22 protein-coding genes are annotated in these 23,727 nt (G+C 44.5%); 7 read left to right on the top strand and 15 right to left on the bottom strand.

Annotated elements, in window-relative coordinates:
- The first annotated feature begins 14 nt into the window (after positions 1-14).
- Both FHS68_RS20955 and FHS68_RS20950 read left to right on the top strand, forming a co-directional pair.
- Positions 15-1,547: a phytoene desaturase family protein gene (locus tag FHS68_RS20955; protein ID WP_167274418.1), complete on the top strand. Its 1,533-nt coding sequence runs from the start codon at positions 15-17 to the stop codon at positions 1,545-1,547.
- 2 nt (positions 1,548-1,549) lie between these two features.
- Complete coding sequence (locus FHS68_RS20950; protein ID WP_167274416.1) at positions 1,550-2,785, top strand: NAD(P)/FAD-dependent oxidoreductase; 1,236 nt, start codon at positions 1,550-1,552, stop codon at positions 2,783-2,785.
- Here the strand turns inward: FHS68_RS20950 and FHS68_RS20945 are convergent.
- Together FHS68_RS20945 and FHS68_RS20940 are read right to left on the bottom strand one after the other, a co-directional pair.
- Complete coding sequence (locus FHS68_RS20945; RefSeq protein WP_167274413.1) at positions 2,782-3,831, bottom strand: beta-ketoacyl synthase chain length factor; 1,050 nt, start codon at positions 3,829-3,831, stop codon at positions 2,782-2,784. The genes FHS68_RS20950 and FHS68_RS20945 overlap by 4 nt on opposite strands.
- Before the next feature lie 27 nt (positions 3,832-3,858).
- A complete protein-coding gene (locus FHS68_RS20940) occupies positions 3,859-5,490 on the bottom strand; it encodes a glycerol-3-phosphate dehydrogenase/oxidase (RefSeq protein ID WP_167274410.1) in 1,632 nt (543 codons plus the stop codon).
- Between the two features lie 187 nt (positions 5,491-5,677).
- On the opposite strand from FHS68_RS20940, the gene lysM reads away from it, so the two are divergent.
- Positions 5,678-6,139: a peptidoglycan-binding protein LysM gene (lysM, locus tag FHS68_RS20935; RefSeq protein ID WP_167274407.1), complete on the top strand. Its 462-nt coding sequence runs from the start codon at positions 5,678-5,680 to the stop codon at positions 6,137-6,139.
- A 63-nt stretch (positions 6,140-6,202) separates the two neighbouring features.
- On the opposite strand, the gene rplI is transcribed toward lysM, so the two are convergent.
- The 4 genes from rplI to FHS68_RS20915 all read right to left on the bottom strand — a co-directional run bounded on the left by rplI (position 6,203) and on the right by FHS68_RS20915 (position 8,384).
- The gene (gene rplI, locus FHS68_RS20930; RefSeq protein WP_167274405.1) at positions 6,203-6,649 is read right to left on the bottom strand and encodes a 50S ribosomal protein L9; all 447 of its coding nucleotides are present in this window, start codon (positions 6,647-6,649) and stop codon (positions 6,203-6,205) included.
- A gap of 21 nt (positions 6,650-6,670) precedes the next feature.
- Complete coding sequence (rpsR, locus tag FHS68_RS20925) at positions 6,671-6,922, bottom strand: 30S ribosomal protein S18 (RefSeq protein ID WP_167274403.1); 252 nt, start codon at positions 6,920-6,922, stop codon at positions 6,671-6,673.
- A gap of 3 nt (positions 6,923-6,925) precedes the next feature.
- Entirely contained in the window at positions 6,926-7,306 is a 381-nt protein-coding gene (gene rpsF / locus FHS68_RS20920; protein WP_167274400.1) for a 30S ribosomal protein S6, read from the bottom strand.
- A gap of 136 nt (positions 7,307-7,442) precedes the next feature.
- On the bottom strand, positions 7,443-8,384 hold the full coding sequence (locus FHS68_RS20915) for a DUF8428 domain-containing protein (protein ID WP_167274398.1): 942 nt from the start codon (positions 8,382-8,384) through the stop codon (positions 7,443-7,445).
- A 140-nt stretch (positions 8,385-8,524) separates the two neighbouring features.
- On the opposite strand from FHS68_RS20915, the gene FHS68_RS20910 reads away from it, so the two are divergent.
- Positions 8,525-9,187: a YggS family pyridoxal phosphate-dependent enzyme gene (locus tag FHS68_RS20910; protein WP_167274396.1), complete on the top strand. Its 663-nt coding sequence runs from the start codon at positions 8,525-8,527 to the stop codon at positions 9,185-9,187.
- A 9-nt stretch (positions 9,188-9,196) separates the two neighbouring features.
- Here the strand turns inward: FHS68_RS20910 and FHS68_RS20905 are convergent, their stop codons facing one another.
- The gene (locus FHS68_RS20905) at positions 9,197-10,255 is read right to left on the bottom strand and encodes a glycosyltransferase family 9 protein (protein WP_167274394.1); all 1,059 of its coding nucleotides are present in this window, start codon (positions 10,253-10,255) and stop codon (positions 9,197-9,199) included.
- Positions 10,256-10,445: 190 nt separating this feature from the next.
- On the opposite strand from FHS68_RS20905, the gene FHS68_RS20900 reads away from it, so the two are divergent.
- Complete coding sequence (locus tag FHS68_RS20900; RefSeq protein ID WP_167274391.1) at positions 10,446-10,823, top strand: DUF423 domain-containing protein; 378 nt, start codon at positions 10,446-10,448, stop codon at positions 10,821-10,823.
- A 2-nt stretch (positions 10,824-10,825) separates the two neighbouring features.
- Here FHS68_RS20900 and rodA read toward each other — a convergent pair whose 3' ends face one another.
- From rodA to ruvC, 8 genes are all read right to left on the bottom strand, one after another.
- Positions 10,826-12,109 (bottom strand): rod shape-determining protein RodA, encoded by a 1,284-nt coding sequence (gene rodA / locus FHS68_RS20895; protein ID WP_167274388.1) that lies wholly within the window; start codon positions 12,107-12,109, stop codon positions 10,826-10,828.
- Between the two features lie 37 nt (positions 12,110-12,146).
- A complete protein-coding gene (mrdA, locus tag FHS68_RS20890; protein WP_167274386.1) occupies positions 12,147-14,057 on the bottom strand; it encodes a penicillin-binding protein 2 in 1,911 nt (636 codons plus the stop codon).
- Between the two features lie 120 nt (positions 14,058-14,177).
- Positions 14,178-15,749, bottom strand: a complete 1,572-nt coding sequence (locus FHS68_RS26705; protein ID WP_167274383.1) for an NFACT RNA binding domain-containing protein — start codon at positions 15,747-15,749, stop codon at positions 14,178-14,180.
- Between the two features lie 210 nt (positions 15,750-15,959).
- Positions 15,960-17,534 (bottom strand): DHA2 family efflux MFS transporter permease subunit, encoded by a 1,575-nt coding sequence (locus tag FHS68_RS20880; RefSeq protein ID WP_167274380.1) that lies wholly within the window; start codon positions 17,532-17,534, stop codon positions 15,960-15,962.
- Between the two features lie 32 nt (positions 17,535-17,566).
- Positions 17,567-18,676 carry an HlyD family secretion protein gene (locus FHS68_RS20875; protein WP_167274378.1) on the bottom strand — a complete coding sequence of 370 codons (1,110 nt, stop codon included), beginning with the start codon at positions 18,674-18,676 and terminating at the stop codon, positions 17,567-17,569.
- Between the two features lie 152 nt (positions 18,677-18,828).
- Positions 18,829-20,166, bottom strand: coding sequence for a TolC family protein (locus tag FHS68_RS20870; protein ID WP_229211998.1), 1,338 nt, complete (start codon positions 20,164-20,166; stop codon positions 18,829-18,831).
- Positions 20,144-20,788, bottom strand: coding sequence for a TetR/AcrR family transcriptional regulator (locus tag FHS68_RS20865; protein WP_167274375.1), 645 nt, complete (start codon positions 20,786-20,788; stop codon positions 20,144-20,146). The genes FHS68_RS20870 and FHS68_RS20865 overlap by 23 nt, the downstream gene beginning before the upstream one ends.
- Positions 20,789-20,977: 189 nt before the next feature.
- Entirely contained in the window at positions 20,978-21,562 is a 585-nt protein-coding gene (gene ruvC, locus FHS68_RS20860) for a crossover junction endodeoxyribonuclease RuvC (RefSeq protein ID WP_167274372.1), read from the bottom strand.
- 7 nt (positions 21,563-21,569) lie between these two features.
- On the opposite strand from ruvC, the gene FHS68_RS20855 reads away from it, so the two are divergent.
- Together FHS68_RS20855 and FHS68_RS20850 are read left to right on the top strand one after the other, a co-directional pair.
- Complete coding sequence (locus tag FHS68_RS20855; RefSeq protein WP_167274369.1) at positions 21,570-22,580, top strand: lysylphosphatidylglycerol synthase domain-containing protein; 1,011 nt, start codon at positions 21,570-21,572, stop codon at positions 22,578-22,580.
- A complete protein-coding gene (locus FHS68_RS20850) occupies positions 22,577-23,701 on the top strand; it encodes a glycosyltransferase (RefSeq protein WP_167274367.1) in 1,125 nt (374 codons plus the stop codon). The genes FHS68_RS20855 and FHS68_RS20850 overlap by 4 nt, the downstream gene beginning before the upstream one ends.
- The last annotated feature ends 26 nt before the right edge of the window (positions 23,702-23,727 follow it).

Below are 23,727 nucleotides of genomic sequence, written 5' to 3'. Positions count from 1 at the left end.
GATAAAAACTTTCAATGCAATCTTCCGCAGGCCAAAAGGAGTATGATTTCGTGATTGTAGGAAGCGGACTGGGCGGGCTAGCATGCGCCAATATCCTTTCGATGGAAGGTCACAGCGTGATTGTTCTCGAAAAAAATCATCAGATCGGCGGGCATCTTCAGGTTTACAGTAGGGATAAAAGTATTTTCGATACCGGTGTACATTATGTCGGCAGCATGGATGAGGGAGAAAACCTCTACCAGTTTTTCAAGTATTTTGGTGTGCTTGATAAATTGAAAATCAAAAGGATGGATGAAGACCATTTCGACGTCATCCGCTTTGACGATGGGAGCGAGTATCCGTATGCCCAGGGTTTTGAGAAATTTGAAGAACAGCTGATTTCGTATTTTCCTGAGGAAAAAACAGCAATACAAACCTACTGCGCCAAAATCATTGAGATATGCCGCAAATTTCCGCTGTACAACCTGGAAGTATCGAATGAAAATTACCAAATGGACGATAATGTCACTGGCCTCAATGCTCACGACTACATTGCGTCGCTTACCGACAATGAAAAACTTCGGAATGTACTCGCGGGATCAAACCTTTTATATGCAGGTGTAAAAGGCAAAACGCCGTTTTATGTACATGCGCTGATCATGAAAAGCTATTTGTCTGGTGCATACAAGTTTATCGACGGCGGTTCCCAGATTGCAATTCAGATGAGCAAAGTGATCAGGCAGCACGGAGGGGAAATTCGTAAGCACAAAAAAGTAGTTTCAGCACGTTACAACGAGCGCGGGGAAATTACAGAAGTGGTACTCGATAACGGGGAAACAGTAAAAGGTAAACAATTCATATCCAATGTTCATCCGGCAGTAAGCATAGACATATTTGGTTCAGAACGATTTTTGAATGTCTATAAAAACCGTGTACAGGGTCTTGAAAATACCATTTCAACCTTTCTTGTACATATATCTTTTCGTGAAAAAAGTTTTGAATACCTTAACTACAACATTTACCAGCATCACATTGATAATGTTTGGGACGGCGTGAGTTATGATGAGGAAACCTGGCCGCAAACTTACTTTGTTTGCACGCCATACATTTCCAGAACCGACCATTATGCTGATTCCATGTCCATTATGACCTACATGAATGCGAAGGAAACTGCGCGATGGAGCGACACATCGAGTACGGTGGCAGAGCCGGGCGAGAGGGATACGGAATATCTCGCGTTTAAAAAAGCCAAAGAGATTCAGGTCATCAAAAAGTTGGAAGAAGTATTTCCGGGAATATCCGATCAGATCAAAGCGGTGCATAGCGCCTCTCCGCTCACTTTCCGGGATTACATTGGCAATCGCGACGGTTCTCTTTATGGGATATTAAAAGATTCGGGCTCCACAGCCAGGACCCAAATCAACACTAAAACTAAAATCCCGAATTTGCACCTTACGGGCCAGAACATTTCCCTACATGGGATATTAGGGGTTACCGTTAGTGCTTTTATTACCTGCTTTGCGTTCGTCGATAAAAATATACTTGTTCAAAAAGTTAAAAATGCCTGATTATGCAAATGGTTGATGTCGTAGTCATTGGTGCCGGACCAGCGGGGACAGTTGCAGCTTCTTATCTAAAGAAACAGGGTTATAATGTTACCATTCTCGAGAAAGAAACGTTTCCGCGTTTCCAGATCGGGGAAAGTCTGCTTCCCAACTGCATGACACATTTGGAAGAGTCGGGCTTATTGGACGCTGTGGCGACCCGCAATTTCCAGAAAAAGACAGGGGCCGCTTTTATCAAAGGCGAGAAACGATGTGAATTCTTTTTTTCCGAACAGTATACCAAGGGGTGGACCTGGACCTGGCAGGTGAAGCGGGCAGATTTTGATCAGACACTTGCAGAGGCAACCCAGGCAAAAGGCGTGGATATCAATTTTGAATGTGAGGTTACCCGGGTAACCTGCGGCCCGGAGCAGCAAGAGCTCGAATACAAAGACAAGGAAGGCAATGAACATGTGATCACCTGTAAATTTATCATCGATTCGAGCGGTTATGGACGAGTTTTACCAAGATTATTTGATCTGAGCAAGCCTTCCGCATTCAGTCCTCGGGGTGCAATTTTTTCCCATTTAGAAGACAAGGACCGTTCTGAAAAGGCTAGTAACAACATTTTCGTCCACTCCTTTGACGATAATAAGTCATGGATCTGGGCCATCCCATTCTCCGACGGCTCAACCTCTGTGGGTATCGTGGGTGACAAAGAGAAAATCATGGACATGGCCGAAAACGGCGGTGAGAAGTACAAGGAATTTATCCGTAAGTTCGACGATTTGAATGGCCGGTTCGAAAATTCAGAACTAAAATTTGAGCCCCGCCACATTCTGGGGTATTCGATTGGCGTAAAGAAAATGTATGGCGAAGGCTTCGTACTCTCCGGAAACAGCACCGAATTCCTCGACCCGATTTTCTCCTCAGGCGTTACATTCGCGACTGCATCGGGATTATTGTCAGCGAAAATGGTCGACAAACATTTGAAGGGGGAGGCTGTCGACTGGAAAACTGAATATGAAGATGTGATACAAAAGGGAATCGATGTTTTCAGAAGTTATGTCTCTGGCTGGTACAACGGTGACTTTCAGACCATTGTATTTGCTCGTGACATACATGAGGACATCAAAAATCAGATCTGTTCTGTACTGGCAGGATATGTCTGGGACCACAGCAACCCTTTTGTGAGAAAGCATGATACAATCCTGTCTACTTTGGCCAAAGTGATCAGGATGAAGGAGCAAGCGACTCTTTAAAATTGATTATCAAGCAGAATAAAGCCGTGCTGAGTTCCTTTCGAATGATTGTAGATTAGCACGTTTTTTGCTTTTTCCGAAGAAGACTTTTGGTAAATGCATTCAGCGGGCATTTGCTGTCCTCCTAAAAGTTGAACGCCAAGCCATGCAGCGAATGCGGAAGCAGTCGGATAATTCCCTACCATGTTTTTGTAAGTGTAAATATTACTCGCTGGGAAGAGTTGCGATGCCAGGTTGTCGTAAATATAGTCGGTGCGGTTGTCTCCGCTGAATCCCAGGATCAATGTGTCAATTTGTTCGGCTGCAAGTCCATTGCGTTGGAGAAAGTCATCACATCTTTCTGCCACTTCGTTGCCATCGAGATAACTACTCTGGCAAACATCCCTAAGCCGCGCGACTGTTTCCCTACCTGGTTCTGAGCCAATTACAAACATGCAAGCCCCTTCTCCATTCACCGAACCTGGACTATCTGAGGTCAGTAAAGTTTCGGATGTGTAATTGCCAGTTTTAAAGGAACCGCTTAGTGAATCGATATTATGGTTATAATCGGATATTTCTTCCACATTACCGACCAGCAGTTTCTTGATTTTCTTTTCCTCCAATAACAAAATAGCATCCAGCAGCGCCGCCTCAAAAGCAAGACTGTTGTGAACATGCGTCGCATTATATCCCGTGGTTTTGCTCATCAATGCCAGATTACCAGCCACCGCATTGGGTGTACTTTGCACAAAGTTAGTGGGCGTCAATGTACCTTCATTGTAATCGACGATCTGGTTTAGGAATTTGAGGCAATCTTCCAGGCCACCATTTGCTGTTCCAAGGATAATGCCTTCAACGTCAGCATCTTGCATTAAAGGCAAACCGGCCCCTACACCCATTCTGACGGCCTTCCCCATTCTGCGCAGCAACCCAGCGGGTATCAGCTTCCCATATTCCGGTTCAATCGCGGTATACCTGTCGCCACGGTAAACTTGTATTTTCCCTTCAAAAAATGAATTGTCAAATGTCCGTTGAGGTGATATGCAGGCGGTATTGGTAATGTACATACTTAAAATAGCGATGAGTTTGGTAGCTTAACCGGCATTGGAAATAAATGTTCGAATCTCCATTTCATAGCTCGCAGCCTGCATGCCTTTTTGTTCTGCATCCCATTCCAATTCCCGTGCCATTAAGTCTGTCACAACTGGAAGACAGTTTAAGGTTTCCTGCCAATCAGTAATTTCAAGCCTAGTCCTTCTCGCCAGAAAATCCCTGGGCGTGATCACCATTTCATTTCGGACGGTATAAACAACTTCTGCTTTAATGTATGGGTATTTAGCAACCAATCGCTCTTTCAATGCTGGCTCAGCTGATGTTAATTCGCCAACCAAACCGGCCCTTGAGCCATATTTTTTAACCAAATGCTTGCTGATGTCTTCATCGAAATCAAATTTTTCAACCAACTCCTTCCAAAATTCTGTATTGTAATGCTCTCCACCAGCAAGCATGTGCTGATCTGTTGTGCAGGCGTTTGTCTGGAAAAATATTGCATCTGCCTGGTCAATCGTATCTTTTGCCATCAGGCGATAAGTTGTCCATTTTCCACCTAACAAGCTCACTAGTCCCGAAACAGAATCCACTTCCACTTCATGATCCCTGACCAGATTTTTCGTCGATTGCAAAGGATCGGCTGAAAGCAACGGACGCAATCCGCCAAACCCTGCCTTCAATTGGCTAATGTCAATTTTTTGGGCAAGATATGGATTGAGCGTATCTGCGAGATAATGTTTTTCACGCTCGTTCAACGACGCTTCAGTACTCATGTCGTCCACATCCGTGTCCGTCGTGCCGATCATCGTCGCGCCTTCAAAAGGAATTGCGAACACGACCCGGCCGTCGGAAGTTTTAGGGATTAGCATGGCATACTCGCTATTCAGCGTTTCGGCAGGCAGCACCAAATGAACCCCTTTACTCGGTCTGATCCGCTCAGTTAACTGCTGATTAGCCAGTTGCCTTATTTTATCCGAAAAAGGACCTGTACAGTTAATGATCATTTTGGATCTGATACTGAACTGATTGCTCGATTGTGTGTCTGTTACAGTTACTTCATTCAATTTCCCATCTCCATTCTTCCCAAACCCATGAACATCAAGATAATTGGCTACGGCAGCCCCTTTTTCCGAGGCTGATTGTACCAATGCCAAACAGTAGCGCGCATCATCCAATTGGCCATCATAATACAATACCCCGCTGTGAAGTTTTTTGCGGTCCAGTGTGGGGATCTTGGCGAGCACTTCGGTTTTATTCAACCATTTACTTTTCGGAAGGGTATCGTTAATAGCGAAAGCATCATACATCTGAAGGCCAATTTTGAAATACAACCCTTCAAACCAGGAGTTTACCGGAGTCATCAAAGCCAGTGGGCGGGCAAGGTGCGGGGCATTTTTGAGAACAATATGGCGCTCTTCCAAGCCGTGCCTTACTTGTTTAAGCTGAGCAAAGTCCAATTTTTTAAAAGCCTGTTCCAGGTATCTCACACCTCCGTGAATCAACTTTGTTGAGCGGGATGAAGTTTCGGATGCAAAGTCCTTTCTATCGATCAATGCTACTTTATATCCGCGTAAAACGGCATCCAGTGCGCACCCGGCACCGCTGGCACCGGCACCAATTATACATATATCAAACTCCTCATTCCTCAGCCTTTCAAGAGATTCAATGCGATCCATTATTGGAAATACAGGTCTGTATGGTTTGTACCTGCTGCAAAAGTACAAAGTTGAAAATTAAAACCAGTAACCCGGGCCCATGCAGATTTGATGGTACAATAATTGCCTATTATTCAGCATAACTTTATTAATCCAACGATTGAGTTTCACAATGCTCAATCATCACTTTACCAAAATTTTTAAAAATATGGGCTTATTATCATTTTTAACAGGTGCGGGAGAGAAAATTTTCAAGAAAGAAGCAACAGCTACCCCAACTCCCGATGCGGAGCCAGTCCGTGCAAGCGCATTGCTTGCACATGTAAAGGCACTTGGTCTTAAATACAACAGCCTGACAGTTAAAACTTCGGGCGATACAGTGACGATTGAAGGAGAGGTAGCCAACCAGGAAGATGCAGAGAAAATTGCATTGGCAGTTGGTAATGTGGAAGGCGTGAAGGTAGTAGACGATCGCTTGAAAGTAGCTACACCCGCCCCAGCCGCAACTTATCACACTGTGGAAAAAGGCGACACCCTTTCAAAAATCGCGCAGACGGTTTACGGAGACATGATGAAATACCCGGTCATTTTTGAAGCAAACAAACCAATGCTTACCGATCCGGACAAGATATATCCGGGGCAGGTTCTTAGGATTCCTGCTAAAAGCTAATCGCTAACAGCTTAAGCAAAAAAAGCAGCCTCGAAAGGCTGCTTTTTTTGCTTAAGCTAAGAATCAATCTTCCTGTGCGATTACATTTAAGGTGATCTTGTGTTTCACTTCTTTGTGCAGGTCGATCAATGCAGAATAGGTTCCGATTGATTTTACATCATCAACGGTAATTTTTTTACGGTCGATTTCGAAGCCTTTTGCTTTGAGAATATCCGCAACCTGTGTATTGGTAACACGGCCGAAAATACGTCCGCTTTCCCCTACCACCGTCTTAATATCAATTGTCAGGTCACCAATAGCGGATGCGATATCTTCTGCATCTTTTTTCAGTTTTTCAGCTTTGTGAGCTGCCTGGCGTACATTTTCAGTTACGATCTTGCGATTTGAAGGGTTAGCCAAAAGCGCAAATCCCTGAGGAATAAGGTAGTTACGACCAAATCCTGCTTTCACAGCAACGATGTCGTTTTTATAGCCTACTCCTGCTATGTCAGTTAAAAGTATGATTTCCATTGTTCTGTAGCTCTTTCTTTATTATTTCAATTGATCAGCAACAAATGGCAATAGCGCCAGATGACGTGCTCTTTTAATAGCCTGGGATACTTTGCGCTGATATTTCAGGCTGGTTCCTGTCAAGCGACGTGGAAGGATCTTTCCTTGCTCGTTGATCAGTTTCAACAAAAAGTCAGGATTCTTATAGTCGATGTATTTAATGCCTGCTTTCTTAAAACGGCAATACTTTTTGCGGTTAATGTTCTTTTCAACCGGTTCGTTTACGAGTGACATAGCTTATGCGTTTTCGGTTTTAGATTCGGTAGATTCTTCTCTCTTTCTTCCTACCAGTCCTTTACGTTTCTTTTCGTTGTAAGCAATCGAATGCTTATCCAGGACGATAGTCATAAAACGCAAAATGCGCTCATCACGACGGAATTCGGTCTCCAAAACATCAACCACGTTTCCTTCGGTTGTAGTGTACTCCACTACATGATAGAAACCTGAATTTTTCTTTTGGATGGGGTAGGCCAGCTTGCGCAATCCCCAATTTTCTTCATGTACAATCACAGCACCATTGGAGGTGAGGAGTGTAGTGAATTTTTCAACGGCGTCCTTTGCCTGGGCCTCAGACAAAATGGGAGTTAGAATGAACACCGTTTCATATTGCTTAGACATACGGTAATTGATTAATTATTAAAATGTAAAACCCTCATATCGGCATAACTACCAAAATGAGGGTGCAAAAATACGGCTTGAAATTTAAAATTCCAAGCCGTATTCAGACATAACTATAAGTTATTCAGCCAAAACATCATTTCACCGTGAAATCTCCCTGCCCTATTTTGAAACCTTCGCTGTAAACTTCGATCGCATATTTTCCATCCTTCAACGGGATGCCGCCGCGGCCGTAAAAAATGTCAACGGATTGTTGGGTATTTGTGAAACTTACCGTTTGCTTGGAGCTGTAAATCATTTCCTTGCCATTCAATATAAACGAACCGGAACCCGTAGCCATATCAGAGAGAACTGCTCCATCCGGATCGAGAATGCGAAGGAAAATCTCCTTTTCATTTTGTTTCGCCACTGCGTTCTCACCTAATTTAAAATTCACGCGCAGCTTGTCAATGCGTTTAGCCTTATATTTCCCCCCCTCACGCTCCTTGCCTTTCGCAGATACAGCATTGACAGAGAGGCTTTCGGCTCTCAGCGCGGAAGCAATGTTTACTTTCTCACTCAGCTCTTTATTCTGTACCGAATAATTGGTGACAGAATCAGCCAACTGCTGCCTTTCATTTTCCAGACCGGTCACTTTTTGGTTAAGCTCCTCATTTTTTGTAGTTGCCACGCCCAATTCTTCACGAAGCCTGGAAATTTCTCCGTCTTTCTCGGATAATACCGATTCGTAAGATTTAATCTTTTTATTGTAATTGGCTGCCGAATAAGTACTTGCATTCTTTAGTTCCTGCTTGTCCTTTTCCAGTTCCGCCTTCAAGGCAACCAGTGAGTCGACGCTTCCACCCAGTTTCTGAATTTCAGCTATCTTAATGTCCAGTTCAACGGAGATGGAATCAAGTTTGGTTTTGATGGATAAAACCTCTTCTGTTTTTGCAGTTATAATCTCGTCCTTCGCGAGATTCTCCTGTTTTTCATGATATATAAAGTATACAAGCACCAAATTCAGCAATAGCAAAACTGCCAAAGCTGCCCATAACAGTGTCTTTCGGTCTTGTTTTTGTTCCTGGTTGTAGTCCATACAGAAGGTTAAATTTTTTATTTAGTTGGTAAAAGAACTATGTTTTTTTCAATTTTGAAATATGTTAACATCTAATTCTAGCCGCTAATAGTTAAATTATTACTTTAATCGATTAATTATCAAAAAATTAGTACCACTCAATGCCTTCAATATCCGAGAATATTGCCCTATTAGAAAAGGGATTAAAACAGGAAACCAAGCTGATTGCGGTAACAAAAACCAAGCCGGTAGAAGCATTGCTGGAAGCTTATTCCGCCGGTTCCAAACGGTTTGGCGAAAATAAGGTTCAGGAAATGGTTTCTAAACAAGAGGTACTTCCCAAAGACATTGAGTGGCATATGATCGGCCACCTACAAACTAATAAAGTCAAATACATTGCCACATTTGTAACCCTGGTACATTCCGTCGACAGCATTAAATTGCTGAAAGAAATCAATAAGGAAGCGATTAAAAACAACCGTACCATTGATTGCCTGCTGCAAATGTACATTGCAAGGGAGGAAACGAAATTTGGCTTGTCCGAAGAGGAAGCGATTGAAATCCTTAATTCCTCTGAACTCGGGTCACTTGAAAATATAAAAATTGTTGGTTTGATGGGTATGGCTTCCAATACGGATAACAATGAAATCATCAGATCCGAATTCCAGGGATTAAAAGGCCTGTTCGAATCTTTCAAAAAATATGAAAGCGCTCACATAGAAATGAAGGAATTATCAATGGGTATGAGCGGCGATTATGAAATCGCAATGGAAGAAGGCAGTACACTTATACGGGTTGGAAGTGCTATTTTCGGCTCTCGATAGTGTTTTTTATCAAGCGATTTCAAATCCTCTGCTCAAAACCTGCTCTACCTTATCCTGCACAAATTCAAAAGAAAGTTCTCGGCAGGGAACGCCATGTTTGCGCACAAAGATGGCGTTTTCTTGTCGCCCATATTTCCCTGAATAAGGATTATAATGTGGGAAATCATTGAGAGAACCCATTAATATCACACCGAATGTTCCGGTCGCATTACCCAGATGGGACGGGCCGCTGTCTAATCCAATAAAAAAGCTGGCCCGACGGATCACTTCCGCGGTTTCAAGAATAGACAAGGGGCCGCAGAGATTCCTGTAAGCCTTTGTTGTCACATGCAGATTACTTTCCTGCCCGATTTCGATGATATCGTAATCATAATTCTCGGCCAGCCAATCCACCAATTGTTCCCAGCGTTCTGTCGGCCAGTCTTTTGGAGCAAAATTGGAACGGCAATGCAGGACAACATACCGTTTATGCAATTGCAATGCATCCACTTTTTCGCGATGCACATCCTGTAAATAAAGCCGGGGCTGGTCGTCGGCCGGAAAAATTGTTTTTGCGGGAATCAGGTTGCCTGACTGGGCAAAAACTTCCAGTAAATTGCCAAAATTGAAATAATTGTCGACATTAATGCTCCGGGATTGTGCAACCGGATTTTCGTAATAAACATCACAGACCGGGCAGTGGTTATTATTACGAAACTGCAGTTCAATAACGTCATCAAAGATTTTGGCCTCAAAAATCACCTGCCTTTGGGTGACGCAAAATTCAGTAAACACTTCATCGACAGATGGATTAAAAGCCACCAAACTTTGATAAGCAGGCTTTACAAACCAAACAATGTGCGCATCCGGGTGCAACGACCGGACGTACCTGGATATCGGTTCTGATGCAATAATATCCCCAAAATGCTCTGTACGGACAATTGCAACCAGCTTCTGACCTTTCCGTAAATTGACCTTGATACTCCTGAAATGAAGGATGGCTTTATAACCCAGAAGTTGGGCTGTAAAAATGTGTGAGTATTTTTTGTAACGATGAGTCCAGAGCTGGATAAAGCGTTCTAACGTCATTTTGTAAATCTTTTCCACAACTAGCGGTGAGTAAGTATCCGCTTTATTTCCAATCCCGCAAGATAATAAAATTGCACCAAACAGTTGGTTACCCTTCAATCCGATCTAACTTTACCCTACTTAGCCAGCCGGTAATTTTAAGTTTACAGTCTGTTAATCGCATTTGTCATTCCTAAAATAATTGTATAATATGAAATTTATGATTCAGGCAGGAGGAATTATTGGCGCGCTTGCTGTGGCTCTTGGCGCATTCGGCGCGCACGCATTGAAAGGAATGCTGGAAGCTTCCAATAGGACCGAAACCTTTGAAACGGCTGTTAAATATCAGTTTTATCATGCTCTAGCGATGGTTTTGGTTGGGCTGCTGATGCAACGCGCCGGCGCTGATGCGGTGAAATTATTAGGATGGTCCGGGAATGCGTTCGCAGTAGGTGTAATTATTTTTTCGGGTTCACTTTACGCCATTTGCTTTACAGGCATCACCAAATTTGGCGCAATTGCCCCAATCGGCGGATTGGCATTGATAGCAGGCTGGGTACTAATAATTATGGCTGCCGGAAAATTATAGGATTAGCCTCGCGACAATGTAAATGGACGCTGCGCGTCAATTTTGAGGAAAATAAAGAGGAGTATCGAAAACGACCACAGTGACGACCCGCCATAGCTAAAAAACGGCAGCGGAATCCCAATGACGGGCATCAGGCCTATCGTCATGCCGACATTGACCATAAAGTGGAAGAAAATAATCCCGGCAACGCAATACCCATAAACCCTCGCGAATCTGCTGCGTTGTCGTTCTGCCAAAATAACCAGCCTCGAAATCAGCGAGATAAAGAGTATTACAACCACGGCAGTCCCTGCAAAGCCGTGTTCCTCTCCCACCGTACAGAAAATAAAGTCGGTACTTTGCTCCGGCACAAAATCGAATTTAGTCTGGGTTCCCTGCAAAAAGCCTTTACCCAGAAATCCGCCGGACCCGATCGCTATTTTTGATTGGATTACATTCCAGCCAATTCCACGAGGATCCGAATCAGGGTCTAAAAGCACCATGATACGGCCTCGCTGGTGTTTTTGGAGCACATTATTCATGAAAAAATCAACGCCGAACACAATCCCAATCATGACAAATGCAACAATGATCGTTGCCCAAAGTCCTCCCCTTCGTCTGGTCATCACCGGCATCAGCCAGATCACCAATCCCGCAATAACGATGATGGCAGCTGCGATATACCATTTGACAAAAAGCAGGGTAATGATCAGCAATGCAGCCATTACCATTCCGATTGCAGGAATAAAACCGGGCATGCCTTCGCGATAAAGCACAATCGCAAAGGAGGCAAAAACCAGCATAGAACCCGTTTCATTGGATAAAAGGATTAGAAATGCGGGCAATGCGATGATTCCTAAAATAGGATAATAATCTTTCAGCTTCCTGGAAAGGCTGATGGCCGGATCGCTCAGGTATTTGGAAATAGCCAGACTTACCGCAAGCTTGGAAAACTCTGCTGGCTGCAATGAAAACGCACCGATCTTAATCCAAGACCTGGAACCGTTGATATTTGATCCGGCAAACAAAACCATTATCAAAAGCAGGATAATAATGGCATAAATGATAAAGGAAAAGGTTTCGTAAAACTTGTAGTCGATCACCAGGATACAAACCACCAATAAAGCCGCTGTACCAATCCACATTAGCTGCTTTCCGGCATTATTTGATAGGTCAAACATGCTCGTATGCACCTCAGGATTGTAGACAGCTGCAAAAATGTTGACCCACCCAATCCCCAGGCAAGCAATATAAATAAGTACTACCACCCAGTCTACATTCTTGGTAATGGGTTTATTTTCAGCCATTTCTCAGTATTTGAAGTTTTGAAATTATTGGTATGACTTAATTATTTATCGCAACAGGCTTATTCACCACAGGTTTTGCAGGGGTAACCGGTTTCTTTTTGGTCGAATCAGCCGTAGCAGGTTTTTTCACGCCCGGCAGGATAACCTTGCTCATGAAGTCCGCTTTCAGCATTCTTTCTTCCAATGCTTTGTTGGTGATTTTTCTGGCCAGGAATTTCTCAACCACCAGGTTGGCAATCGGCGCAGCGGCAGAACCTCCCGCACCCGCATATTCCACAAAAACCGCGATGGCGATTTTCGGGTCGTCCACCGGGGCAAAAGCGATAAATATCGAACTATCGTCCCCTCTTTTATTCTGCGAGGTACCGGTTTTCCCTGCAATGGTTATTCCCTCAACTCTGGATCTCCTTGCCGTTCCGCCCTCCACAGCACCGACCATTCCTTCGATCACCGGATCAAAATTATGTGATTCAACGCCTGTATCGTGTCTGATCAGGTAATCCGGATTGACAGATTTCTTATCGCCTATGCCATGGATTACATGCGGGGTATAGAAATAACCCCTATTGGCGATAATGGCAGCTACATTGGCCATTTTCAAAGGAGTGATCAGCAATTCGCCCTCACCAATGCTCAGCGAGTATATATTAGAAAACTTCCACCGGTACTCTCCATAAAAGCGATCATAGTATTTTTTATTGGGCAAATTACCCTTGTATTCGCTGGGAAGATCAATCCCAAGCCGCTGGCCAATGCCAAACTTACTGATCCGGTCGTGCCAGTTATCCAGCCCCACAGCCGAAGCGCGGAAAGTATTCTTGATGTTATTTTTATAAATAATCCTCCTGAAAACATTGTAGAAATAAGGATTACAAGAGTGCATTACACCCAATGCAACGGTTCCTGTGGCCGGATGATTGTGGCAATGCATCGGGCAATTGGCATGAGTAAATCCGCTGCCCGGCGTAATAACGCCTTCCTGTAAACCAATCAACGCCTGGATTAATTTGAATGTAGATCCCGGGCGATAGCTTGCCATGACGGGACGGTTGAATAATGGTTTGTATGGATTTCGGGCCAGCGCAGCGAAGTTTTTAGAGAAATACCTGCTAGCCAGAATATTGGGATCATAAGTGGGCGCGGAAACGATTGCGATGATACGCCCGGTTTTGGGCTCGATCGCTACCACGCTTCCCACTTTGTTTACCATCAGGCTGTCAGCGTATTGCTGTACTTCCAGGTCAATTCCGGAATAAAGGTTTTCCCCTGCGACGGCCATGGTGTCCAATTCACCATTTTTCCATGGACCTTTATAAACGCCGGCCACATTCTGCATCACAAACTTGGTACCACGTTTGCCCCGCAATTCATTTTCATAGATTTTTTCGACCCCGCTTTGTCCAATGTAATCGCTCTGCCGGTAATAAGTTTCTTCCTGTTTTTCCAGCTGCGATTTGGTGATCTCGCTTACGTAACCCAATGTATTTGCTAATGTGGGTGCGGTGTAAGTCCTTAATGAACTTTTGGCGAATTCAAATCCGGAATAATCGACCATTACATCCTGGATCGATGCAAAATCTTCTTTGGACAATTGGCGAAGGAACAGCGACGGCTTAACCCGGCTATACGCACTGGCTGCGGCCATTAGGCTGTCAAAATCGTGACGTTCGATGCCCAAAACCTGACAAAAACGGAGGGTATCATCCACCCTCGCCTTGTAGGGCGTTACCAATAAATCGTAAACGGGGGTATTATATACGATGAGCTTTCCGGTCCGGTCATAAATCTGACCGCGGAAGGGAATTTCGATGACGCGTTTAATGGAATTGCTGGAAGATTCGATGGAATAACTCTCATCCAGAACCTGTAAGTAGAAAAGTCGCAGCAAATACATTAAACCTACCAGGGCAATAAATCCTATGATGACAAAGCGACGATTTTCAAGCATCCTGCACTGTAAATTCCTGTTCCAATTTTCACACGAAGATCGTCATATCCCAAGACTAATCAAAGCCTGCTGATCGTCAAAAAATTGTAAAATATTCATTTGTGAATAAATGCCCCAGCATCACTCGCCTTTGGCAACAACCATCAAAACCGCCTCTTTGTCCACCACGACCGCCCCTTCCGGCAATCCTTTGGGTTTACGGACAAATTTCTTGGGTGTGAAAATTACCGGACAAAGCGAATCATTCTTTCTTTTGGAATAAAACGCAGCCAGCTCCGCTGCACGCTCGATTACAGGCGCAGGAAAAGTCCTTCCAGATTGGTTTTTAATCACCACATGCGAGCCCGTAACATCCTTCGCATGAAGCCACAGGTCGTCTTTACTGGCATATTGCTTGGTCAGCAGGTCGTTGTTTTTGGCATTTCTGCCGATCAAAATCTTGTAACCTAAAAATTCTACTTTTTTGAACAATTCATTGACCGTAACAACAGCTTTTGCCTGATCGAGCTGATTGGTTTTAATGTAGGCCCGTAATTCACGAAGAGATTCAATGGCTTCGATCTCTTCCAAATGTTGTTTCAAATGCTCCTTTTCCAACTCCCTTGCTTCCAGGCTCTCATTAAGCCTGTTCAGCTCAATTTTTTCATTTTTCGATTTGCGGTAGTAGCCTTCGGCATTCTTTTGCGGAGACAGATCCTTCTTCAACTTAATGGTAATAGGCTGGTCCCTGTAAAAATCATACAGCTCCGCTTTTTCAGTCCTTTCCACGATTTGGTCCAGATTGGCCATGATAATGTTAGCCAGTTCATCGTTTTTAACCGCATTTTCAAGCGCTACCAGTTTTTCAAAGGTATTTTCAAGATAGTTTTCTGTCTGCTGAATACGCTTGCGTAAAGCCCTGATCATGTCTGCCTTTTCCCTTTCTATCCCGCTCAGTCGGATATAGGAAATGTAAAACGCATCCAATGCCGCTATCGGATCGGTGTATGTCTGAATGATTTCCCCGGTTTCGATCAAAGACAATACCGGCGCCAAATCAACACGGGTCACATAGAATTCCGATTTATCAAGTTGCGTCAAAACCTGCTGAATCACATTCCAGCGTTCCAAAGCTGATTCCTTACCCGCCAGCAAACCATTCAGATAGCCATTGACCAATTTGCCAAAAGTCGGAAAAAGGGCTTCATGACGCAGATCATTGGTCAGGTAGGCTTCAAACGACTGATCAATATTCCGGTTTAGAGATTCAATGGTAATCCCTTTATCGGCTGCGAGCTTATTATTGAAAAGTTGCGAAACATTCCCCTCATTATCAAACCCGACCAAATTCGATCTATTTCCAAACAACTTGAAAACAAGTTTCTTATGATCAGAAAAGCTAATTTGAATGGCCCGTTCATTTTGAAATACAGTTACTTCCTCGACCTGCGCATTCCCGAAATCCGTAAACAAATTGACGCTATTCTTCCGCGCCCGATCAAATTTTTCGGGAAAACTCAAACAAGAAAATCGGGATGTTAATGTTGCCTTGATAAAAAACGGATTGATCAGTTCCTCGGGCTGCCCTGCATCTGCAAATACGATCACCAACTCGTCCTTTTCCTGACTAAAAGCCTCAACAAAGACTTTCCCCGAAAGCACGTTGTCGAGCTTGGGAGCGAGTTGTTTTAAGAAATAGTAGTTTTGATGCACCGCGTAAGTTGGTATTTTTCGTCAAAGTTAGAGACTTTTAACGCAGGGCGGTCATTAGATAAAGGCAAATGCAATTCAAAGGGAGAGATGATTTGAGCTAGACACTTCGGTTGAAAAAAATCAATAATCATCTCCCAAATAAGAGAAGCTTCCCAATCCCGGGAAGTTTCTTCAATAATACCACTACACTTAAAATATCAATGTGTACGACTAGTGCGCGGCCGAGGCATCTACTTTGGTCTTGCCACTTTTAGTCCATAATACAAATGGAACACAAATCAGGAACATGATGCCCAGGTACAGGAACACATCCATGTACGACATTACCTGAGCCTGTTTCGTAACTGCGTAGTCGAGAATTTTGTAACCGCTTTTTAATGCGATATCAGGAGTCATGCCTTTTACGATGTAGGAATGCTGTAACGCCTCTACCCGCTGCTGCACGGCCGGATTGTTGACATCAAGCTTGCTAACCAAGTCGTTGCGATGAACCATATTCTGGCGTGCCATAAATGTGGTGATCACCGCTACCCCGAATGATCCGCCCAGTTGTCGCATCATCCCTGTAAATGCCGCGCCCTCGCCTATCTCACGTCCTTTTAGCGTTGACAATGCCAATGTGGTGATCGGGACGAACAGTAGCCCTAACCCTACTCCCCGAACAATCAGCATGTTGAAAAACGCATCTTTACCTGTATCGGGGGTTAATATCAGATAACCCCAATAGCTGTACAGGAAGAAGAATATCATTCCAAGGGCTACCAAATATTGTTGTTTCACACCCCTTTGCAAGAGCTGCCCCACCACCGGCATCATCATGGCAGTAACAATCGCCGCCGGGACCATCAGCATACCCGATTGCGACGCTGTCCATCCCAATGTGGCCTGGGTGTACAACGGAATGATGAATGTTGAACCGTATAGGCCAAACCCAAGAATAAAAGATAGTATCGTTCCCACTCTCAAATTGCCGTTGGACAACACCCTGAGGTTAACAATGGGATTTTTGTAGGTCCATTCTCTCCAGATGAAGAAGAAAAATGAAAAAACGGTCGTGACGGAAAGGATGGTAATGATCCCGTCATTGAACCAATCTTCTTCCTGGCCTTTTTCCAGGACATACTGCAAGGAACCTACGGCAACAGCCAGTAAAATGATGCCCAGCCAGTCTATCTCGCTGGCGCTTTTCTTCACAGAAAAACGAGGACTTTTTACAAATTGAAGGGTAAGCATGGCCGCAATGATGCCCAAAGGAATATTAATGTAAAAAATGTACGGCCAGCTATAATTATCCACGATATAACCTCCAAGGGGCGGGCCCAATGTTGGTCCCACGATCACACCCAATCCGTAGATGGCCTGAGCAATTCCTCTTTTCTCAGGCGGATAACTTTCGGTGATCAGTGTTTGTGCAGTGACGAGTAACGCGCCTCCACCCAATCCCTGGATCAATCTGAAAAACACCAGTTCCCAAATGTTGTCTGCATTTCCGCAAAGAAATGATGCTACGGTAAAAATGATGATGGAAGCTGCAAAGTAATTACGCCGGCCAAACTGCTGCGAAAGCCAGCTTGTCATCGGCACAATGATCACGTTACCAATGGCATAGGCCGTGATGACCCAGCTTACTTCTGACAACGTGCCCCCCAGGTTTCCCCGCATGTCGTTGAGCGCCACGTTCACAATCGTCGTATCCACAATCTCCAGCAACGCGCACAGTACAGCCGTAATGGTAATGATCACACGGCGAAAACCGTATTCAACCAATGATTCCTGTAATTCCATTTAATATGGGTTTAAGATCAAAATATTGATCCTCAATTCAGTTCGACATCTACAAACACATTCATCCCCGGGCGCAATTCTGAAATATATTTATCCTGTGCATTGGCGAATTCGATCCGCACGGGAAGCCGCTGCACCACTTTCACAAAATTACCGCTCGCATTATCAGGAGGCAGCAAGGCAAACTTTGCGCCTGTTGCCGGCGAGAATGATGCCACTTTTGCTTCAAATTCATGCTCGGGATAAGCGTCAACGTGGATACGCACCGTTTGCCCAAGCTTCATTTTGGTTAATTGCGTTTCTTTAAAATTGGCAACAACCCACGGCTCGCTGGTGGAAATAATGCTAAAAAGAGATTGTCCTGCCTGTAAAAATTGACCCAACTGCGCATTTACCTTCGAAATACGGCCGTCGGCAGGTGCAGTAATGATAGAATACGAAAGGTTGAGTTCCGCGTTTGCAATTTCTGCCTGACGCGCCTTAATGTTCGCATTGGCAACACTGGTTTGTACCGAAGTAGCCCTGGTTTGCTTTCCAGCCGCTTTTGCTTGACGTTCAGCAGCATTTCTCTGTGCCTGCAATACGGCCAGCTGACGTTCCGCCTTTTGTTTGGTAGCAGAAGCCTGCTCAAATTCCTGTTGCGTGATCGAATGATCTTTGAGAAGGTTTTCATACCGGGCAAAATCCTGGTTTGCCCTCCACAGATTCACTTTCGCTTCTTCGATCTGCGCATCCACAATGCTCACATTTGCTTCATAGGTAATCCCGCTGGCTGCGGTTGCATTGGTCGTCGCGTTGGCTACAACCAGGCTGCCTTCCGAACCTGCAAGAGATGCTTTGGCTTGTTCTAGCTTGATAAGCTGGTCCCGGTTGTCCAGTACGATCAGCGTATCGCCCTTTTTTACATTTTGATTGTCTTTAACCTTAATCTCCGTTACGTAACCCGAAATTCTCGGGATAACCGGGCTGATGTTGGCATCGATCTGCGCATCATCGGTTTCCTCATGGTGCAATCCATGATTGTATTTTGTAAAACCCCATGTCCCGCCCGCCGCGATCAGCAGACCAAGAATGATTATGAAGCGATAGTTTTTCTTCTTCGGTGCTTCTTCCGTTTCTAATGTATTTTGCTTGTTTTCCATACGTTAATGTTGAATGACTGAATGAGCGAATGAGTGAATGTGTGAATTTCGAATGAGTGAATCCGCCGTGGGACGGCCCCCGTGGGACGGCCCCCGTGGGACGGCACCCGTGGGACGGGACTGAATGACTAAATGCGTGGATGAGTGAATGTCTAGTTTATGACGCCTGCGGCTTGTTCTAATTTCTTGTAGGCTACGATGGCGTCGGCTTTGGCCGATTCGTAGTTGATTCTGGATTGTACCTGGGCAACGTCCGCGTCGAGCAGTTCTGTGGTTGTTACCAGACTGTTCTCATATTTGTTTTTAGTAATCCGGTAATTTTCGTTGGCCTGTTCAACCGCTTTCGCATACACATCAATTTTCCTTTTACTCAATACATAATTGTAATAGGCTGTATTGATATCAAGGTGGATGCGGTCCAGCAATATTTCCTCATTAGTTTTAAGCTGATATACTTTCGTCCTGGCCTCCGCAATTTTCGAGCTCGATTTCCAAAGTGAACCCACGTCGTACCTAATACCAATCCCCGCATTAACAGCATTTGGGATCATCGCAACACCCGGAATATTTAATGCAACATAACCTGCGGTGAGCGCCACGTTCGGGTAAAAATCCGCTTTGGCTACCTTAATGTCCGTGTCCGCTGCCTTTTGGCGAATGCCGTTAGCGGCGAAGTCCTTTCTGTGTGTCAATGCTGTTTGCTCCCAATCACCGGCTTTACCCTCTTCTTTCAAATTTAAAAAACTACTTGAATCGGCCAGGATTGCGGTATTTTCAGGCAAGCCCAATAACAGGTTGACATTGATTGCAGTGACTTTGAAATCGTTCTCCGCGTCTAAAAGCGCCAGCTCCACATTGGATTCCTGAAGTTTCGCTTTCATAAGGTCATTTCTGGCAAGTATGCCATTACGCTCACGATTGGTAAAATCCTCCACCCGCTGACGTTCGCGTAAAAGATTTTCAGAAACCAGGTCAACCGATTTTTTGGCCTTATATAGATTACTGCAAGCGGCAATGGTATTCTGAATTACGGCATCACGGTCGTACTCCGCGTCCAGTTTGGCAGCCTGTTCCAGGTAATGTGCCGACTCTAATCCATATTTAAACCTAAAACCCGAAAATATCGGGAGAGACGCGCTGGCCATTCCGTACATCGCCTGATGCACTGCCGGTGTAGTGCTCCCGCCTGTACTATCGTTTCCGCCCTGCTTGATTTTCAGATTAATGTTGGGTGTGTTAACCCGAAGGTAAGAACCTGATATGCTGAGACTTGGCAGCTGGTTTTCTTTAATTTGACGGATATTCAACCCGGCCAGATCAACATTGCTTTGGCTAAGTTTAAGCTGCTTACTGTTTTTTAAACTCATTTCAATAGCGTCTTCCAGCGTAATTGTGCGTGCGGTCTGGGCAATTGAATGCGCGGCGGTGAGCATCCAGAAAACTCCTGCTGCAACCCCAATCATTCTTTTAATTTTCGATGTTGTGTTCATTTGTAACGTTCGATTTGAATAAACTTTTCAGGTGCTGGCTTAGTCTGCGTTTGAGATACTTCTGGAATTCTTCCGCACCCATTGATTCCAGCTTATTAATTTTCTTATAAAAATCCTGGGTGGCAATCGCATAGTTGATAGTCCCATAAAGTGTTGTCGACATCAGGCTTAGGTCGATATTTTTACGAAACGCCCCTGCTTCCTGTCCCTCGTTGATCAATTTCTGCATCAGTTCAACATTGCGCAATTTCAGGTTCATAATGTGCTCGGAAATAATCGGCGTCCTCTCCGACGAAAGTTGCTCGCGCAGCATGATGTTATGAAAGCACTGATTTCCCATCAGTCGATCTATCACACTGTCGATCAGGATGTTGATTTTTTGCAGGGGCACCAGATCCCCGTCCGTCAAAAGTGTTTCCAATCTCGAACGGGATTCGGTCATGCGATGCTGGAAGAGGGCTTCGATGAGTTTTTCTTTGGAGCCGAAATAATAGGAGATCATCGAAACGTTCACATCCGCTTCCAGGGCAATGTCTCTCACGGAAGTCCCGGCAAAGCCTTTTTGAGCAAATAACTGCTCAGCCACTTCTATAATTTGTAACTGCTTAGCATTATATTCCATCTTAACTTCCTCATTAACAGCTAATTATTATTGCTCTTCATTATTGATAAAACAAAGTTAAACACCTCAAAAACAAAAATCAAGCGTTTGTTTGATTTTATTAAACAAACGTTTGATTTTTAGCACTAAATGTAGAATTAGTACCATTAAAATTTTTTAATGTTAAACGGTTTAAATAATTAGGCAGGATTATTTGACACGACCGGGATTTTCGCTGACAAAAGCGCCCCATCCGCCTTTCTTCGCTTTTTTGGACGAGCTTGAAGACAATGCAGCCGGGGTGTTCGCGTGGTACTGATGGCAGATTGCAATCGCGATGCCGTCGGTGGCATCCATAAATTCCTTGCTCAGCTCCATTTGGAGGATCTTTTCGAGCATATAGGCCACCTGTTCCTTGGAAGCATTTCCGCTGCCGGTAACCGACTGTTTTACTTTTTTGGGAGAATATTCTACGATGGGAATGTTGCGGGCAAGCGCTGCGGCCATCGCTACACCCTGCGCACGGCCAAGTTTGAGCATGGATTGCGGATTTTTGCCATAAAAAGGATCTTCAATCGCCATTTCATCCGGCAGGTAATCCTCGATGAGCTGGGTAATGCGTTCAAAGATTTTCTTTAACTTCAATTCATGGCTACTATATTTGCTCAGATGAATCACACCATATTGAACGAGAGAGATTTGCTGTCCTTTCACAGAGATTACCCCATAGCCCATGATCTGAGTACCGGGATCAACGCCAATAATTACTTTTTCGGTAGCTTCGTTCTCCTGCATTTTGATCATGTTGCAAGATAACGAACTCTCCCCGCCAAAAGAAAAAAGCATACGTCCCAGCCTGATCGCAATAGGCAAACTGGCGGTCACAATACTCATTCTGAGCTACATATACCGGACTTTTCAAAACGAACAAAAAGGAATTAGCGACGTTGGTGCCGTTTTCCTTGACCTATTAACCGTCCGGCAGCCAGGCCCTAACCATTTACCCATTTTATTGCTCATCATAATCCTGGTTCCTGTTAATTGGGCATTGGAAAGCCTTAAATGGCAAAAACTGGCTCAAAAGGTAATGCCATTAAATTTTTGGGATGCATTCAGGGGCACACTGACTGGCCTCGCGGTGGGTGTAGCCGTACCGGCCCAGCTTGGAGATACCATCGGGCGGATCGCTTCCTTAAAATCCGATCGGCGGCTGGAAGCCATTGGGGCCGCGCTGATTTCCAATGGGATACAATTTTATGTATCGGTTGTGGCAGGGGCCATCGGATGGTTTCATGTGAAGTATAAGTTGGACATTCCTGCATTGACCAGCCAGCTTATCAGTGCATTATTGATCAGCATCATTGTTATTGGGTTGGTTGGCATCTTTTTCAGAAAGGCCCTCATCGACTGGCACCCACGAAAAATGATTTTCATTAAAGCACATTCTTACCTGCACATTGCGGGAAGTTATACCCCCTCCGAGCTCGGATTTTCGACCCTATTTGGTGCATTGCGCTACCTGGTTTTCCTTTGCCAGTTTGCAATGGCTTTATCATTATTTGATTTAGGTGTTTCCTTATTGGATCTTATTTCCTGCATTTCTCTGATTTTTCTTGCCAAAACATTAATCCCCGCCATCAATGTGCTTGGTGATCTCGGGCTGCGTGAGTTTACGGCTTTGCTGGTATTTGCATCCTATGCGCTTCCAGCTGAAAAGATTATCGCGGCCACATTCCTGATCTGGGTTGTCAATGTCCTGGGCCCTATTGTGATCGGCATTTTCCTCATCTGGAAATATAAATGGAGGTTATGATCGCTCTGATATGGATTTTCATCGCCAGCTATGCTGTGTTCACGATCACCATTACGTTTTTCTGGAAAGGTATTAAGCCTGCGTCTGTCGCGAGAGACATCTCTTCCGTCCGTATTTCAGTTATTATTCCGGTGCGCAATGAGGCGGAAAACATTGGCGTACTATTGGAAGATCTTGCAAGCCAGCTGCTGCCTGCCAATCAATTTGAGGTATTGGTGATGGACGATAGTTCCTCAGACGACACTGCCTTGATAGTCAGCGGTTTTGCCAGTAAAACATCATGCGATATCAGGGTTATCTCACTTCCGAACATTCCGACAACTTCGCCGAAAAAGCGGGCCATCGAAACGGCGGTCATGCAGGCGAAAGGAAACCTGATCGTAACTACCGATGGCGACTGCCGCGTAGGACCCGGATGGTTGCTTTCCATTGCGAACTATTATGCTGAAACCGGCGCGAAACTCATCAGTGCCCCCGTCACATTTCTGAAAGAAAATACGCTAGCTCATCATTTACAGACCGTTGAATTCGCCAGCCTGATTGGAAGCGGCGCAAGTGCGATTGCAGCAGGATATCCGTCTCTTTGCAATGGCGCCAATCTCACCTATGAGAAACAGGTTTTTCTGGATGTAAATGGTTTTGAAGGTGTGAAGCATATTGCCTCAGGTGATGATGAATTTTTAATGCATAAAGTAGCTGCGCGATATCCGGATGGCGTTCATTTTTTGAAAGATCCGGAGGCGATTGTCGCTACAAAAGCACATACCAGTTGGAAGGCTTTCTTCCGCCAGCGCAAAAGATGGGCAAGTAAGTGGAAACATTACCAGAGCAAAACCCCGCTGATCCTTGCCGTTTACATTTTTCTTTGCAACTTTTCATTGGTTGTCGGTTGCTTTTTGTGGCTGGCCGGTGCGGTGACTGGTCAGGAATATCTAGCAATAGTAGCCGTCAAATGCATTCCCGAATGGTTTTTCCTGGGTAGTATCCTTAATTTTTTGCGAAAACCCGGATCCATATTTTACATTCCCATCACTCAGATAATCTATCCATTCTACGTTTGCTTTTTCGGGCTGGTTTCGCAAAGGCCTGAATATGAATGGAAAGGACGCAAGCTGGTTTAGCAGGCAGGTACAAAAAAAATGCCTGC

The sequence above is a fragment of the Dyadobacter arcticus genome (assembly GCF_011762185.1).
Lineage (GTDB): Bacteria > Bacteroidota > Bacteroidia > Cytophagales > Spirosomataceae > Dyadobacter > Dyadobacter arcticus.
Note: the sequence above shows the minus strand (reverse complement) of the source record. Positions and strands in the feature narration are given on the sequence as shown.